Annotated in this window: 14 protein-coding genes; 1 reads left to right on the forward strand and 13 read right to left on the reverse strand. The window is 47.2% G+C overall.

Annotated features, from left to right (window positions below; genetic code table 11):
• Positions 1-111 precede the first annotated feature (111 nt).
• Positions 112-741, forward strand: coding sequence for a TetR/AcrR family transcriptional regulator (locus tag ACFP56_RS00305; protein ID WP_379229855.1), 630 nt, complete (start codon positions 112-114; stop codon positions 739-741).
• 115 nt (positions 742-856) lie between these two features.
• On the opposite strand, the gene ACFP56_RS00310 is transcribed toward ACFP56_RS00305, so the two are convergent.
• The 13 genes from ACFP56_RS00310 to ACFP56_RS00370 form a co-directional block, all read right to left on the reverse strand.
• Positions 857-1,639, reverse strand: coding sequence for an undecaprenyl-diphosphate phosphatase (locus ACFP56_RS00310; RefSeq protein WP_379229857.1), 783 nt, complete (start codon positions 1,637-1,639; stop codon positions 857-859).
• A gap of 60 nt (positions 1,640-1,699) precedes the next feature.
• Complete coding sequence (locus ACFP56_RS00315; RefSeq protein WP_379229859.1) at positions 1,700-3,025, reverse strand: hemolysin family protein; 1,326 nt, start codon at positions 3,023-3,025, stop codon at positions 1,700-1,702.
• Positions 3,026-3,143: 118 nt separating this feature from the next.
• Complete coding sequence (locus ACFP56_RS00320; protein ID WP_379229861.1) at positions 3,144-4,340, reverse strand: DUF3900 domain-containing protein; 1,197 nt, start codon at positions 4,338-4,340, stop codon at positions 3,144-3,146.
• 18 nt (positions 4,341-4,358) lie between these two features.
• Positions 4,359-4,643 (reverse strand): DUF1294 domain-containing protein, encoded by a 285-nt coding sequence (locus ACFP56_RS00325; RefSeq protein ID WP_379229864.1) that lies wholly within the window; start codon positions 4,641-4,643, stop codon positions 4,359-4,361.
• A 170-nt stretch (positions 4,644-4,813) separates the two neighbouring features.
• Positions 4,814-6,586 (reverse strand): stalk domain-containing protein, encoded by a 1,773-nt coding sequence (locus tag ACFP56_RS00330; RefSeq protein WP_379229866.1) that lies wholly within the window; start codon positions 6,584-6,586, stop codon positions 4,814-4,816.
• A gap of 17 nt (positions 6,587-6,603) precedes the next feature.
• Positions 6,604-7,362 (reverse strand): adenosylcobinamide amidohydrolase, encoded by a 759-nt coding sequence (locus ACFP56_RS00335; protein ID WP_379229868.1) that lies wholly within the window; start codon positions 7,360-7,362, stop codon positions 6,604-6,606.
• The gene (cobD, locus tag ACFP56_RS00340; RefSeq protein WP_379229871.1) at positions 7,359-8,465 is read right to left on the reverse strand and encodes a threonine-phosphate decarboxylase CobD; all 1,107 of its coding nucleotides are present in this window, start codon (positions 8,463-8,465) and stop codon (positions 7,359-7,361) included. Before cobD ends, ACFP56_RS00335 begins: the two co-directional genes overlap by 4 nt.
• 134 nt (positions 8,466-8,599) lie before the next feature.
• Complete coding sequence (gene cobS / locus ACFP56_RS00345; protein WP_379229873.1) at positions 8,600-9,445, reverse strand: adenosylcobinamide-GDP ribazoletransferase; 846 nt, start codon at positions 9,443-9,445, stop codon at positions 8,600-8,602.
• Entirely contained in the window at positions 9,418-10,407 is a 990-nt protein-coding gene (cbiB, locus tag ACFP56_RS00350) for an adenosylcobinamide-phosphate synthase CbiB (protein ID WP_379229876.1), read from the reverse strand. Before cbiB ends, cobS begins: the two co-directional genes overlap by 28 nt.
• Positions 10,404-10,982 (reverse strand): bifunctional adenosylcobinamide kinase/adenosylcobinamide-phosphate guanylyltransferase, encoded by a 579-nt coding sequence (cobU, locus tag ACFP56_RS00355; protein WP_379229878.1) that lies wholly within the window; start codon positions 10,980-10,982, stop codon positions 10,404-10,406. The genes cbiB and cobU overlap by 4 nt, the downstream gene beginning before the upstream one ends.
• 29 nt (positions 10,983-11,011) lie before the next feature.
• On the reverse strand, positions 11,012-12,082 hold the full coding sequence (cobT, locus tag ACFP56_RS00360; RefSeq protein WP_379231716.1) for a nicotinate-nucleotide--dimethylbenzimidazole phosphoribosyltransferase: 1,071 nt from the start codon (positions 12,080-12,082) through the stop codon (positions 11,012-11,014).
• A gap of 8 nt (positions 12,083-12,090) precedes the next feature.
• The gene (locus tag ACFP56_RS00365) at positions 12,091-12,873 is read right to left on the reverse strand and encodes an ABC transporter ATP-binding protein (protein WP_379229880.1); all 783 of its coding nucleotides are present in this window, start codon (positions 12,871-12,873) and stop codon (positions 12,091-12,093) included.
• The gene (locus ACFP56_RS00370; protein ID WP_379229883.1) at positions 12,870-13,913 is read right to left on the reverse strand and encodes a FecCD family ABC transporter permease; all 1,044 of its coding nucleotides are present in this window, start codon (positions 13,911-13,913) and stop codon (positions 12,870-12,872) included. Before ACFP56_RS00370 ends, ACFP56_RS00365 begins: the two co-directional genes overlap by 4 nt.
• Position 13,914 lies beyond the last annotated feature (1 nt).

Below are 13,914 nucleotides of genomic sequence, written 5' to 3' on the forward strand. Positions count from 1 at the left end.
TTCATTAAACCATTATTTATATATACCGTTCGGTAAATTAATTATATATACTGGTAGGTATATTAATCAATCCTGTAATTATGAATAATTTATGAAAGGATACAGTCATACATGAAACAACCGACACAGCCAACGAAGAGAAAACCAGGCAGACCGAAACTTGAGCAATCTGAAACAAAAATTAATATTCTGCGTACTGCCTCCTATTTATTTATGGAGATAGGATATGATAAAGTATCGCTTGAGCTTGTTGCGCAAAAATGCGGCATTACAAAAGCAAGCGTCTACTACTATTTCAGCAATAAATCTACTCTATTCACTGAATGCTTGAGTTATGTAATGCATATTGCCTATACTGCAACGATATCGATTCTGCAGAAGCCGATTCCGTTAAAGGAGCGTTTAACTGAGATTGCCTTTAAGCAAATGAGCAACGCTCACCTTGATTTTGAGACGATGATGCGGGATGCTGCAAAAGATTTAAGCGAGGAACAAATTCAACAGATTCGAGATGCCGAAGGTAAGCTAGAACAGGCGCTGATCGAGGCATTTGAACAAGCAATCGAGCGCGGCGAGATTAATGCCGTGCATCAGCCTTTACTATTGGCTCATCTCTTTACAGCGATTTTAACGATGAAAAACCATTTGAAGCTTAAGGCCTTGCCGCTTCAGGAGATGGTTGAACAGACGATTCATATCTTTTGGGAAGGCGCTATGCAGAAGTCAGCGTCCAAGCCATAGATACATCAATACGCATGTAAAAAGCAGCAGCCTGTTCGTAACAAGCTGCTGCTTTTATGAGTGAAGCTAGTGACTATAGATCTGAAAGAACTTTGAATCATGAAGAGACAGTGTCCTAAAGTAAAATAAAGAAAAAGACTGCCGCAAGCGCAAAGCGATAATACGCAAACCAGGACAAGCGCAGCTTCTTCATCAGATTGACGAAGGTGACTACCGCAAGCATGCCGACTACGAAGGAAGCACATAGGCCAATCAAAAACAGCGGCAAATCCTCGCCTGTCAGCCCTGCACGATTATCTATCAGGTCAAGCAAACTAGCACCGCCCATAATTGGTACGGAGATAATGAACGTAAACTCTGCTGCCGCCTTTTGACTTGTACCTGCCAGCATCCCGCCAGAGATCGTTGAACCCGAGCGTGAGAAGCCTGGCCATAGCGCCAAAATTTGAAAGCAGCCAATAATAAAGGCCTGCTTGTACGTAATATCGTTCATTTCCTCCGAAGTGATTGTGATCTTGCTGCGATCGGCAACAATCATAAGGATCGCACCTAGCACCAGACCAACTAGTACTGTCTGCGGTCCAAATAAATACTGCTTAATTAGAGAGTGTGCCAGCACACCAACAATACCAGCAGGAAGCATCGCTATTAGCACATGAAGAAAATTAATGCCGTTTCCAAGTCTGAACGTTAAAATCTTTGTAAAGGTTTTGAAATACAGTACAAGCACCGCTAACACCGCGCCAAACTGAATCACAACCTCGAACGTTTTGGCACGCTCCCCTTCAAAACCTAACAAATGCGCCGTTAAAATTAAGTGTCCTGTTGAGGATACCGGCAAAAATTCCGTTAAGCCCTCAACAATCCCCATAATAATGGCTGAAATAATATCAAACACGATCACACGCTCCTACTCTGTTATAGAATGAGAAAGATTGCTACTTGTCCTTTCTCTATTCTATGCATGACCGAGCCCAGACATTTCCTCATCTTGTGCGTCAACAATAATTTCAATACTGCGAATCCGATTTTCATCTCGCTCGCGAATAATAAAGGTTGCAGAATCATAAGCCCACTCTACATCTTGCTCCAAATTCGGCTGCAGCTGGTATAGCCAGCCGCCAATCGTATGTGTCTCCCCGCCCTCTAATTCTAAGCCTGTCATCTCGTTCACATCGGAAATTAAAGCGCGACCTTCAACGAGAAAGCGCCATTCATCGATTCGGTCGATTTCCATTTTTTCATCGGTATCGAATTCATCGCGGATTTCACCTACGATTTCCTCGATAATATCCTCTATCGTAATAAGGCCTGACGTACCACCGTATTCGTCGAGCAGAATCGCCATATGAAGCTGTTCGCCCTGCATTTTTGTCAGCAGCTTGCGAATCGGTATCGTATCCGGCACCGCAATAACCGGCTGCATTAAGCTGCGAACATCTTGCTCCCCTTCTGATTCATCCTTGCCCATCACATGAAACAAATATGACTTTGTATTCAAAATTCCAATAATGTTATCCTTGTGTCCATGTGCAACAGGGAACCGAGTATAGCGCTCCTGCATGATGGTATCGATATTTTCTTGCCTTGAATTTTCTACATATATACAAACCATATCCGTTCGAGGGACCATAATATCGCGTGCCAGCCTCGTGTCAAATTCAAAGATTCGGTTCATATATCCGAGCTCGCTCGAATTGATTTTTCCACTTTCATAGCTGTCGTTCAAAATTAATTTGATCTCTTCCTCACTATGCGCTTCTGTCTCGGACTCATACTTATAGCCGAACATTCCGACAAGGGCATTGGCAGAGCCGTTCAACAGCCATATAAAGGGAAAGGCAATCTTATGGAAAAAAATAATGAACGGCGACAGCTTGAGCGCCACCTGTTCTGATTTGACAATCGCTATCGTTTTAGGCGCTAGCTCCCCTAGCACAACATGCAAATACGTTACAAGCAGGAACGCAACAAGAAATGCCGTAATATCCTTCATTTCCTTCGTAATTGAGATGTATTCAAACAAAGGATGAAGCAGCTTGGCAATCGTAGGCTCGCCTAGCCAGCCCAAACCAAGCGCTGTAATCGTGATCCCTAGCTGACAAGCCGATAAGTAGCCATCCAAATGAGTCGTAACTTCCTCTAGCGACTTTGCATTTTTCACATTTTCATCCATTAGCTGATGCACGCGGCTGGAACGAACGCGAATAATTGAAAATTCCGTAGCAACAAAGAAGGCGGTAAGGACTAATAGCAAGACGAATAGCATAAGGTTCACGTACATCGTTAGATCCCCTCTCAAGTCAATATACCGACTTAGCTTGCCTCTTACCACTCAAAATATTCACATTTTGCCTAGCAGTTGCCACGTCTCTTGCCAATACGCAACGTTACCTCAACCGTTACCAGGGCGGCGAATCATCCTCACGCTGAATCACTTGAGCTTCACCTTCATCATCAGCAGCCACCTCAGCTTGAGCACGCTCAAGATAAGCATGTGGATTCTCCTGGTCAATAGCTGGCTCTCGCTCCAGACTCTTCGTTCCAATTACGGGTAACAGTTCCTCAAGCTCAGGCGGAGACAGCAGCTCGATCGGAGACATCCCCTTTTCAAATTGAATCGCATCGCCTTCAATAACCGCAACATAACGACCATTATGCTTAGCCAGATGCACACTCAAACCAAAATCAGACAATAGCCCTTTCACCGTAACACTACCAAGCTTAAAGCTCATTTGCAGATCTTCCTTCTGCTGAATCAAGCTGTAGTTCGCTTCCTCAACCTGCTCTTGACTCCACCATTCCTGAAGCTCGCGTTTTTCACTGGCAGCCCATACCTCAATCGCATTTTCCTGCTCAGCACGCTCCGTGCTTTCTGTCTCCTGCCACTTCGTCTCCATGAACTGATGAACCATTTCCACAACCTGCTCGCTCATCACCTCAGGAATTGGCTTCTCATAGCTAACATATTTCAAGAAATCCTCAAAGTAGCGCGCATGGGAAGCTTGATGAATTTTCAGCTCCCAACGCTCCATCATACCATCCTGCTCCATATGAGGGTACTGAATACTTTTAATGCTGCGTGCACTAATCGCCATTTCTACCTGTGAGATCAAGCTTTTCTCATCCGAAATTCGTGCGATTTTCGGCTCAAAATCACATTTAAGCAAAAATAAGAACGGCTCATCAAAAAACGTATTAAGCGTAGCCTGCGCGACAATAAAAGCCCCACCACGCACTGCAGAGGTATCCATATAGATGCGAATCATCTCATCACTTAAGCTATGGAAGCGCTCCTTGTCTCCCGCTTCTCGGATGCGCTGAAACAAATTGTAATTCGGATTGCTGTCAAGCTCATAGCCTGGCTCCACAATAAACATCCCGACCTTCGTAGGCGGATTAGGTGTGTTTGGATGCCGTTCGGCTTTTCGCTTAATAATTTTTATAAATTCCTCGTCCAGAAACTCCTTTAACGCACTTTCTTCATATTCCTCTCCGTCCATCGTCTGAAAATGCTTAAACGATTTAAAGCTGCCTGCTCCTTTTTCCGTTTCAGATTGAATAACGAAAAAAGACAAATATTGCATTCGCAAATCCATTCTATAACACTCCTGCTATTAAATTGACAACACTACAATGATACATACAGCCAGCAGCACCTGAACAGCAATTATAATCGGCAAACCAATCTTGAATTTACGGTGCTGGGTTTTATGACGATGCGCCTGCATGCCCAGGTAAGCGCCTGTCGCGCCGCCTAAAATACTAAACAGAAAAAAATGCCGTTCTGGAATGCGAGGCAAGTTTTTCTTAGCGGCATCCTTGTCCTTTCCCATTAGCCAGTACAAATAAATGTTCAGAAAAAGCACATATCCAACGACCCATAGCAACGTATTTTCCATTGTTTATCCCCCTATCTATTACAGTACGCACAATACATCCATTCTACTATAATCCATAACCAAAGAGTAGAGAAGCATTGCAAAAGAAAAATAGAGAACTGCGGCTAGCAGTTCTCTACAAAACGTTGCGAATTCAACATTCTACTAAGACAAATCGTCTTGATCATTCACTATTGAAGCTGCTTCACTCTCGCATCAAGCGGATAAAGAATAAGATTCAACGGGAAGGAAGAGCCTGCTGGCGGACTGAATTCAATCGTCACCTGCTCATCGCTTTCCTTTGTTTTGGCAATTGTAACGAGACCGTCAAATGGCGTCAGAACACCTGATGCCGGAACGCGGACAAATTGTCCATTCACCTTGAACGCTCCCTTAAATTGACCGCCGCGCGCCATTACCATAATGGCCATATTGCCCGGCTTCTTGATCGTCATATGATATACAGCACCATAGTTGCCTGATAGCGTTGTCTGCTCCTTGCGAAGCGGATCGTAGCCCTTAATAAACGGATCACTCGTTCCGTCACCTATCACTAATCTCTGCACGCGGGTTTTGCCCTGCTTGCTTGGATCTACTGTCCATGTAATATCAGATTGACTGAAGCTGCCGCGCACATGCCCATTGTAAGCAAGCTTCGGCAACGCAAGTGCTGATCGATCAATTTTGCTTGCAGCAACAAACGATACAAGCAGCTCGCCCGACGATTCAACATCATACACGGTGTTCATGCCATACCCATTACGAAACGTCGGGAACTGGCGGTATACAATCGTTTCACCCGGGGCAACCGTAAAGGCTTCATTCACCTGGTTGTACATCAGAAAGTCAATTACCGCTTCACTGCCAAGCAGCATCGCATACTTGGACGGATATACCTCGCCTTGGTTCGTTGTTTTAAGCGTAATCGGCTTCGTCGTATTATTCGTTGCCAGTATCGCAAACTCCATCGACTGACCAGATTCATTAACATGATTCGCATAGAGGCGAGCCTTGCCATTGATGCTGTCCTCATAGAGAATTCCCTGCTTCGTAATGATCTCAGGACTATCGCTTACCAGCAGCTTGCGATCAGTGGCATACTGAACCGTTTTGCTTGCTTCTGGGATCGATAGAACAGATGCGTTGAACAACTCGTCAGTCGCTTTAATATAGCCGCCGGGCCCACTCGTATATACGCCATATTCAAATTCCTCAAACAACACCTTGTCCGTTACCATAATCGTTCTCGTATAAGGCTCACTTTTATTGCCATTGCGATCGATTGCCACCAGACTAACCTGGTGCTCGCCTGGTGTAAAAAATGCATCCTGCTTGTTAGTCCACGATAGCGATACACCCTCAGAATCAGGGTCATAGCTTAAATTCGTATACGTAATCGTTTCGCCGATTGCATAGGAAGCTTTATCCACCGAAAACTTGGCAACAGGTGCTGAGCCTAATGCTTCATCAATATTTTCCTCGGCTTTCGGTACATACGTGACCATCACCTTTTTTTGTGCAGGCGTGTACGTATAAGAAGCACCCATATAGTCGCACAGCCATGTTAGCTGTACCATAATTCTGCCGTTTATTATTCGAGCAATATTGTCATTAGACATTTTTTCATCATTAACCGTAATCGTATTGCCTGCAATGTCAAACACGATATGCACCTGATCGGAAATTAGCGTTACATTTTTCGTCTGGCTGTCGTAGGAAACCTTCATTCCGAATGAATCTCCGAGAAATTTGGCAGGCAAGTATGATTTCCCTGCAATAGCCGTTGCTGGCGAGTCAAGCACAACAAGCTCGCCATTGCGGTAAGCTTCCTTCTGGTCCAAATAAAAGATAACCTGAGACGTTTTCGTTGCCGCAGCTTCTACTGCTCTTTCGGCAATTGGCGCCATTGCCAATACTGCCGAGCAGCTAACAATGGTTGCAAATGCAAGTAGTTTTTGTTTCATCGTACTCTCCTTGATGCTTAGTCATGTTGCTGTGTATATACCGCCTTATAGATCACTGCATATACTAACCTAGCAAGCTGGCAGCCTAGCGTTGTCGCAGTGCCTGCATAGGCATGCTCATGCATATAACGTGCAGATTGGCTAACCGCCAAACATACCGCATCCGTTGTCGTGCCTGTAGCGACTAGATCATGCACAGAATCCATCACTCCGACATCCGCAAGCGCAGCGCATTTCGCTTCAGTCGCCGTCATCATAGCATTGACCATTGCGGCCTGACTCATTCTTCCATCTATCCATAGAAATAGATTAATGGTCCCTGCATGGTAGCCAGGATATGTATCACGCTCCAACCCAGCACGTGCTGCATTGGACGTTCCCGCGGTAGCAATCGCCAACAGCGAGAAATCCTCCGCTGCATAATCGCAGCATGCAGCATGAGACAGCTTGGCTGCTGTCATAAAACCGGTTGTATGCGCTGGGCTCAGCTGGCGATTGTGCAAGAAGCGCATAAAATCATGCTGCGGCTCCTCGCTTTCATACGTCAAGGGGACTCGAACATTGACTGCCGTGTTCGCCTTGACCAGCCCGCCTTGATGAACGGCATTGCTTAGCACTTCCCATAGCTGGTTACTTTTCATTATAATGCTGGGTTCCTCGTAATGCACATCCACATCTTGGATGCAAGCCGATCGGTAGTGCTTGCCTCCGCTGCGAAACGGCTGGACGGCATTAAGCGGAGCTGTTTCGTTATTAAACCTATATAAACTGCTCATCCTTGCCAACCTTCCCTTCGATGGCGCTTCAATATCTGCTCTAAAATGTGCAGCAGCTTCTTATTGCTCGTCCGATCCTTGATCGCTAGTCTTATATAACGGTCCGTTAAGCCGCGGAAGGTAGAGGCATCCCGTATCAAGACACCATACATGCCCATCTCCTGCTGCAACTGCTTGCTATTGACGTTAATCTGCTCTGTCAGTCTAACAAGCATATAGTTCGTTACCGTACGATGCGGCTGTAAACCGAGCTGCTCTAGCTCGCCTGTCAGCCAGCTTATCTCTTCAACCAGCCAAGCTTTCGTCTTTGCGATATATGCCGTCTCATCAAAAGCAGCAGCTCCCAGCTTTTGTGCCAGCGAATTTACGCTCCATGGCGATTGCAGCTGCTTCATCGCTTGTATATGCTGGTTTGCACCAGCCATATAACCAAGCCTAATGCCTGGAATCGCATAAAACTTCGTCATCGAACGGATCACGAATAAACGCTCATAACGATTAAGCCACTGAAACATCGTGAGACGATCCTCGTCAGGATGAAAATCAAGAAAGGCCTCATCCACGACGACATATGCTCCAGAGTCTAGCAGCTTTAGCAGCTGCTCAATTGGCAGCAGCGTACCTGTAGGATTGTTCGGGTAGCCAAGCAGATACAGGAGCGGAGAGCATTCATCAATCACACGGGAAAGCTGCTCTCTAGTTGGCATGAATTGTGTCGCTTCAGATGTTTCAATCGTAACAAGCTCACAGCCAGCCTTCACAATGGCCTGCTCATATTCTACAAACGAAGGAACGATAATTGCCGCTTTACTTGGTTTGATATAGCGAACGACCAAATCAATGAGCTCAGCAGCGCCGTTGCCAACAATAATCTGCTCATGTGCTAGTTGATGACGGCTCGCAATCGCGGCTATGACATCACGCTGCACCGGGTCTGGATAATGAATAATATCATGCCAATACCGCTCAATAATCGTTTTAAATGATGCTGGCGGGCCGTGCGGATTCATATTGGAGCTATAATCAAGCAGCTCGCCCTCCGCTATACCAAACAGCTCAGAGGCAGATCGAAGGTCGCCGCCATGTCCGTATTTCTCAAGCATATCGTATTCTCCTTTTATCAAAAAAATGTGCAGCGTATTATTGCGCATGCACATTTCATCGTTTTATATGTTGATCGACATTGTTCCGTCCTAGATTAGTTCATTGCTCTTTCATAGCGACTACCAGCCGTCTGCTATAAAATCGTATAAATAAAAACAACGACTAGCGTTACATTAAGCGCCTCAACAATTTCGTTCATTGCCCCGTATGTGTCGCCAGTCAATCCGCCCAGTTTGCGCTTCAGCCATTTGGCAATTAACCAACCGACAATCGCCGTACAGACTGGAATCAGCAAGGATAACCACACATAATACAAATTACCGCCAGTTGTGCTAACGTAGATCATTAATGCCATTAAATAAATAAAAAGCGAGATCGCCGTTGCAATGCTGACATGATTAAGCTTAACGCCATTAAATAATTCCCCTAAACCGCTTGGCCGCGCAGGCTTCCAGCTTGATATGCTGATGACCATCCACCACCGGCTCCACGTAGTTGCCGCGCCGATTGCGAGCAACAGCCAGGTTATACTTAATTGCTGCTCGATATGCTGCTGAAATAGATACTGTAATCCAGCGAATTTCAGCAATAGGACAAAGCATGCAGCAAGCACACCGAACGCTCCAACTCTGCTGTCCTTCATAATGTCAAGCATTTGCTCTCGGCTGCGGCCACTAAGCACGCCATCTGCCGTGTCCATCAATCCATCCAGATGCAAACCGCCTGTAAGAAACACCCACAACGCCAGTGTTAACACTGCCGCGATAGAGGGAGGTGCAACATAAGCCAGCAATGCTGCCATTCCGCTAACAATGACACCAAGCACAACACCGACAACTGGGAAAAACAAGACACTTCGCTGAAGCGTCTGCTTGTCAAAGGATACCTCAATCGGTATAGGAATCCGGGTTAGAAATTGAAACGCAGCGATACATGCAAGACCGTATTCCTTCACTTGGTCGCGCTCAACAGTAGCCACCCTAACATCACTCCGATCCAAATGAGTATCGATACACCATATAGTACCCGCACGCTTTTCTTAATATGGTCCGCCTTCAAAGCCTCGATCTCCCAGCCCATTATAGCGCGATCATGCCATACCCCGAAGTAGCGATTTCGACCTCCTAGCTGAATACCTAGCGCACCTGCAACCGCAGCTTCTGGAATGCCGCTGTTCGGGCTAGGATGCTTGCTGGCAAAATGGGTGATGGAGGAGATTGCTCGCTTGGCATGAAGTCCTGGTGTTACCCAAGCTACGAGTACAATACATATTCCCGTTATGCGAGCAGGTACAAAATTCATCATATCATCTATTCTAGCAGAGCATTTGCCAAAATACTCATATTTTTCATTTCGATAGCCTACCATTGAATCAAGCGTGTTGGCTGCCCGATAGCACATCGCCAGCGGAGCCGCCCCTAGTAAAGCCCAAAAGATAGGTGAAACAAACGCATCGACAATGTTCTCCGACACCGTCTCCACCGCAGCCCTCGTGATCTCAGGCTCATCCATCGTTTCCTTGTCACGGCTTACAATATAACCAATATAGGTTCTAGCCTTCTCCAGCTTGCCTTGTACAAGTGGATTGTACACAAGCATAGCGGCATCCTTCAACCCTTTGACGGCAATCGTCGTCGAGATAAACCATGTATTGACCGCATAACCAAGCCATGGATGAATCCAGCCACTAATCTTGACAAGTGCAAGCATGACGCACGTGCTTACAGCCAATGTGCTGATCGCTAGCACGCAGCCTCTAAGCAATCGACTGCGATCTGATAACGAATCGTCACGCTGCCTCAGTCGCCCCTCCAGCCACTTGATCCAGCGACCGATAAGGATGACAGGATGTGTAGGCCACTTGGGATCGCCGATGATCCAATCGATAATAATTGCTGCTGCAATCATCAGCAGCAGCTCCTGCATGCTGTAGAGGATCATAGCTCCTCCCAGCGAAATTCCAGCTTCTTCAAGTCAACGGGAATGCCCGCTGTAACTAGAAATACCTGTTCACATTGCTTCGCAATCAACTGATTCAAACGTCCCGCTTCATCGCGATATTGACGGCTTAAGGCATCCATCGGCACAATACCATCGCCGACCTCATTACTGACGATTATTAACGGATAAGGATAACGTGCAATTTCCTCGGCCAGCTCTCTGGTCATTTCATGCAGCCGATCGGTGCCGTTAAGCTCCACATCAAGCGCGAAAAAGCAATTGCTGAGCCACAGGGTGAGACAGTCTACGAGGACAACACGCTGCTGCATCTTCGAGTCTCCCAAGCTGCGGAGCTCACGGAGGCAGTCGCCAAGCTTTAATGGAACCTCCAGTGTTTCCCACGGAAATCCGCTGTGCTTGCGATCTGCTTGATGCTTCGTAATCCGAGCAGTCATTTCTTCATCCAACGCTTCGGATGTAGCGATATATATGCCACTGCTATACTTTTTTTGCGCAAGCTGCTCGGCAAAATGACTTTTGCCGCTGCGTGCGCCGCCTGTTACGAAAATTGCCACGTCTAGCTTCCCTTCTTCCATTTACGTGTCTATGTATCCGTACGTCCATCTACACCCGCACTTGCAAATGTAGCCATTTCTTGCATGAGCTTTAGCGCTGCATCAATAAAGTGGAAGCACAGCACAGCTCCTGTTCCTTCACCAACTCGAAGATCAAGCTGAATACATGGCGCGAGTCCAAGCGCAGATAGCGCATGAATATGTCCCGGCTCCTGCGATTGATGAGATGCGATCATATAGCCCTTGCTTATTGGTGCGAGAGCTGCTGCTAGTAGCGCCGCGGCAGTTGAAATATAACCATCGAGCACGACAGGACAGCGCAGCTTTGCCGCTCCAATGATCACGCCTACCAAGCCAGCGATCTCCATTCCGCCCACCTTGCTCAATACGTCTAGCGGATCACTGCTGCTCGGATGATTAAGCGTTATCGCTTTTTCAATTACGGAAATTTTATGCTGCAGCATGCTGTCATGAATGCCTGTGCCTCTTCCCGCAGCCTGCTTGACCGTTAAGCCCGTCATCACTGATACAATTGCAGCGCTTGCTGTCGTATTGCCAATGCCCATTTCGCCAGTAGCAAACATACGCGTTCCTTTGGCATAGAGGTCTTCAGCAAGCGTGATGCCTACTGCAATGCCTTGGATCGCCTGCTCACGCGTCATGGCCGCACCCTTTACCATATTGTTCGTCCCAAGCATCACCTTGCGTGAGACGAGACCTTCATGCTCAAGCTTAGCTGCAACTCCGATATCGACACAGACAACGTCTGCATGTGCGGCTCTGGCAAGCACATTGACAGCAGCGCCGCCATTAAGAAAATTATATACCATTTGCGGGGTTACGCTAGAAGGAAATGCACTTACTCCCTCTTCACACACACCATGATCGCCAGCCATGATGACAACGGTGCGCTTCGACATATCCGGCCACAGCTCCCCCGTTATCGCAGCAAGCTGAGACGCAACGAGCTCCAGCTTGCCCAAGCTTCCAGGAGGCTTCGTAAGCTGGTCACTATGCTGCTGTGCAGCCTCTGCATGTGCCTGGCTTGGCATTTGGATTTCTTGGATATAAAGCTGTAATTGCTGTTCGGTCCATTCCATATGATTCATCATCTCTCCTTATTGGGCTGCAGCAACAGCTGCGGTACATCCTGCTCAGGATGCGTAATGATAACGGTATGCGCATCATACAGCTCTGCGATATGAGCGCTCGTCAGCACCGTTTTTGCCGATCCTGCTGCCAGCAGCTTGCCGTTGTCGAGCGCGATTAGCTCATCGCAGTACAATGCGGCTGCATTAAGATCATGCAGCACCGCAACAACGAGCAGCTTCTTCTCACGCTGCCACTGTTGAACGAGCTCCATAATCATTTGCTGATAGCCGATATCCAGGTACGTCGTTGGCTCATCCAGCAGGATGACATCAGGCTGCTGCACGAATACTTTAGCAAGTGCCGCCCGCTGTCGTTCTCCGCCGCTTAACTGCTCAAGCGTCCGATTAGCCAAATGCGTCAGCCCCGTCAATTGCAGCGCGTCATCAATCAGCTTCTCGAAATCGTTCTTCTCTGAGCCTAGCCAGTTCTGGTACGGATAACGCCCCATCGCGACAACCTCGCGTACCGTAAAGCCTAAAGCAGGCAAGCCTCCCTGCTGCAGCACCGCAATTCGCTGCGCAAGCTGCTTGCGCGGAATACGGGGAAGTGGAACGCCTTCAAAGGAAACCGAGCCCGCTGCTGGTGTGAGCACGCCTGCAATAAGCTGAAGCAGGGTAGATTTTCCTGTGCCATTAGGTCCGATAATGCCATAAAATCGATTTTTCTCAAATGAATAGCTGAATCGATCTAAAATGACTCGCTCACCATAGCGAAAGGAAAGCTCATTAACCTTAATCATAAGGAATCTACTCCTCCCTCTCTCTTATTGCGCTTGACTAGCAAGTAGGTAAAGATCGGAGCACCGATCAGCGCGGTCACAACGCCAAGCGGCAGTTCTCTCGGACTTAATACAAGTCTTGCAGTCGTATCCGCCATAATCATATAAATCGCACCGCCAACAGCAGACAATGGGACTAATAAACGATAATCAGGCCCAACCATTAATCGCAGCAAATGAGGCACGACAAGACCGACAAATCCAATCACGCCTGACACCGATACTGCCGCTGCTGTCAGCAGCGTGCACAGTACCAATACAACCAGCTTGCTACGCTCTACATCGACCCCCATATAGGACGCTTCACGTTCACCTAAGGTGAACAGGTTCAATGTGCGGCTATAGTACATTAGAATAGGCAGCGCAATAAACACGAAAGGAAGCAATAGCGCAGCATGCTCCCAGTTTTTCATCGCGATGGAGCCCATAATCCAGAATAAGATTTCGTTGACAACACCGTTAGACATCGCAACCATAAGAGACACGAAAGAGCCTAGAAAGGATTGAATAATAACACCTGCCAGTACAAGCGTCTGGATTTGCATCGTTCCCTTATATCTCGCAAGTCCAATGACAGCGAGCAGCGTAACGATCCCCGTTGTGAATGCAACAAGCGGAATCGTCCACAGTCCAAGCAGCATCTGATAGCCCATAAGAATAACAAATGCCGCACCGACCGAGCTTCCAGATGCTACGCCCAGCGTATATGGATCAGCTAGCGGATTGCGCAGCACACCTTGAAAGCCAACGCCAGCAAGAGCCAGACAAGCACCAACTAGCGCAGCGAGCAAAACGCGCGACAAGCGAATTTGCGTTACGATCGCAACCTCCCCAGCACTGTAATGCAGGGTCGCTTCATCATTAAAAGGCAGACTGAGCCACAATATACGCCATACATCCACAATCGAGATGCCCGATGAACCAAGTGATAGCGAAATCACGATTATTACAAAAAGAAGGAGCATGGCTGCTCCTCCGTAAGCGATCATTTTTCTTCTCATA

The sequence above is a fragment of the Paenibacillus septentrionalis genome (assembly GCF_042659865.1).
Classification (GTDB): Bacteria; Bacillota; Bacilli; order Paenibacillales; family Paenibacillaceae; genus Pristimantibacillus; species Pristimantibacillus septentrionalis.

Bases quoted from the DNA above. Each gene is read 5' to 3' on its own strand.
- ACFP56_RS00335 (WP_379229868.1), bottom strand. From the start codon at position 7,362: ATGAGCAGTTTATATAGGTTTAATAACGAAACAGCTCCGCTTAATGCC.
- ACFP56_RS00370 (WP_379229883.1), bottom strand. From the start codon at position 13,913: ATGAGAAGAAAAATGATCGCTTACGGAGGAGCAGCCATGCTCCTTCTT.
- ACFP56_RS00315 (WP_379229859.1), bottom strand. From the start codon at position 3,025: ATGTACGTGAACCTTATGCTATTCGTCTTGCTATTAGTCCTTACCGCC.
- cbiB (WP_379229876.1), bottom strand. From the start codon at position 10,407: ATGATCCTCTACAGCATGCAGGAGCTGCTGCTGATGATTGCAGCAGCA.
- ACFP56_RS00330 (WP_379229866.1), bottom strand. From the start codon at position 6,586: ATGAAACAAAAACTACTTGCATTTGCAACCATTGTTAGCTGCTCGGCA.
- ACFP56_RS00365 (WP_379229880.1), bottom strand. From the start codon at position 12,873: ATGATTAAGGTTAATGAGCTTTCCTTTCGCTATGGTGAGCGAGTCATT.
- ACFP56_RS00320 (WP_379229861.1), bottom strand. From the start codon at position 4,340: ATGGATTTGCGAATGCAATATTTGTCTTTTTTCGTTATTCAATCTGAA.
- ACFP56_RS00325 (WP_379229864.1), bottom strand. From the start codon at position 4,643: ATGGAAAATACGTTGCTATGGGTCGTTGGATATGTGCTTTTTCTGAAC.
- ACFP56_RS00305 (WP_379229855.1), top strand. From the start codon at position 112: ATGAAACAACCGACACAGCCAACGAAGAGAAAACCAGGCAGACCGAAA.
- cobD (WP_379229871.1), bottom strand. From the start codon at position 8,465: ATGCTTGAGAAATACGGACATGGCGGCGACCTTCGATCTGCCTCTGAG.
- cobT (WP_379231716.1), bottom strand. From the start codon at position 12,082: ATGGAATGGACCGAACAGCAATTACAGCTTTATATCCAAGAAATCCAA.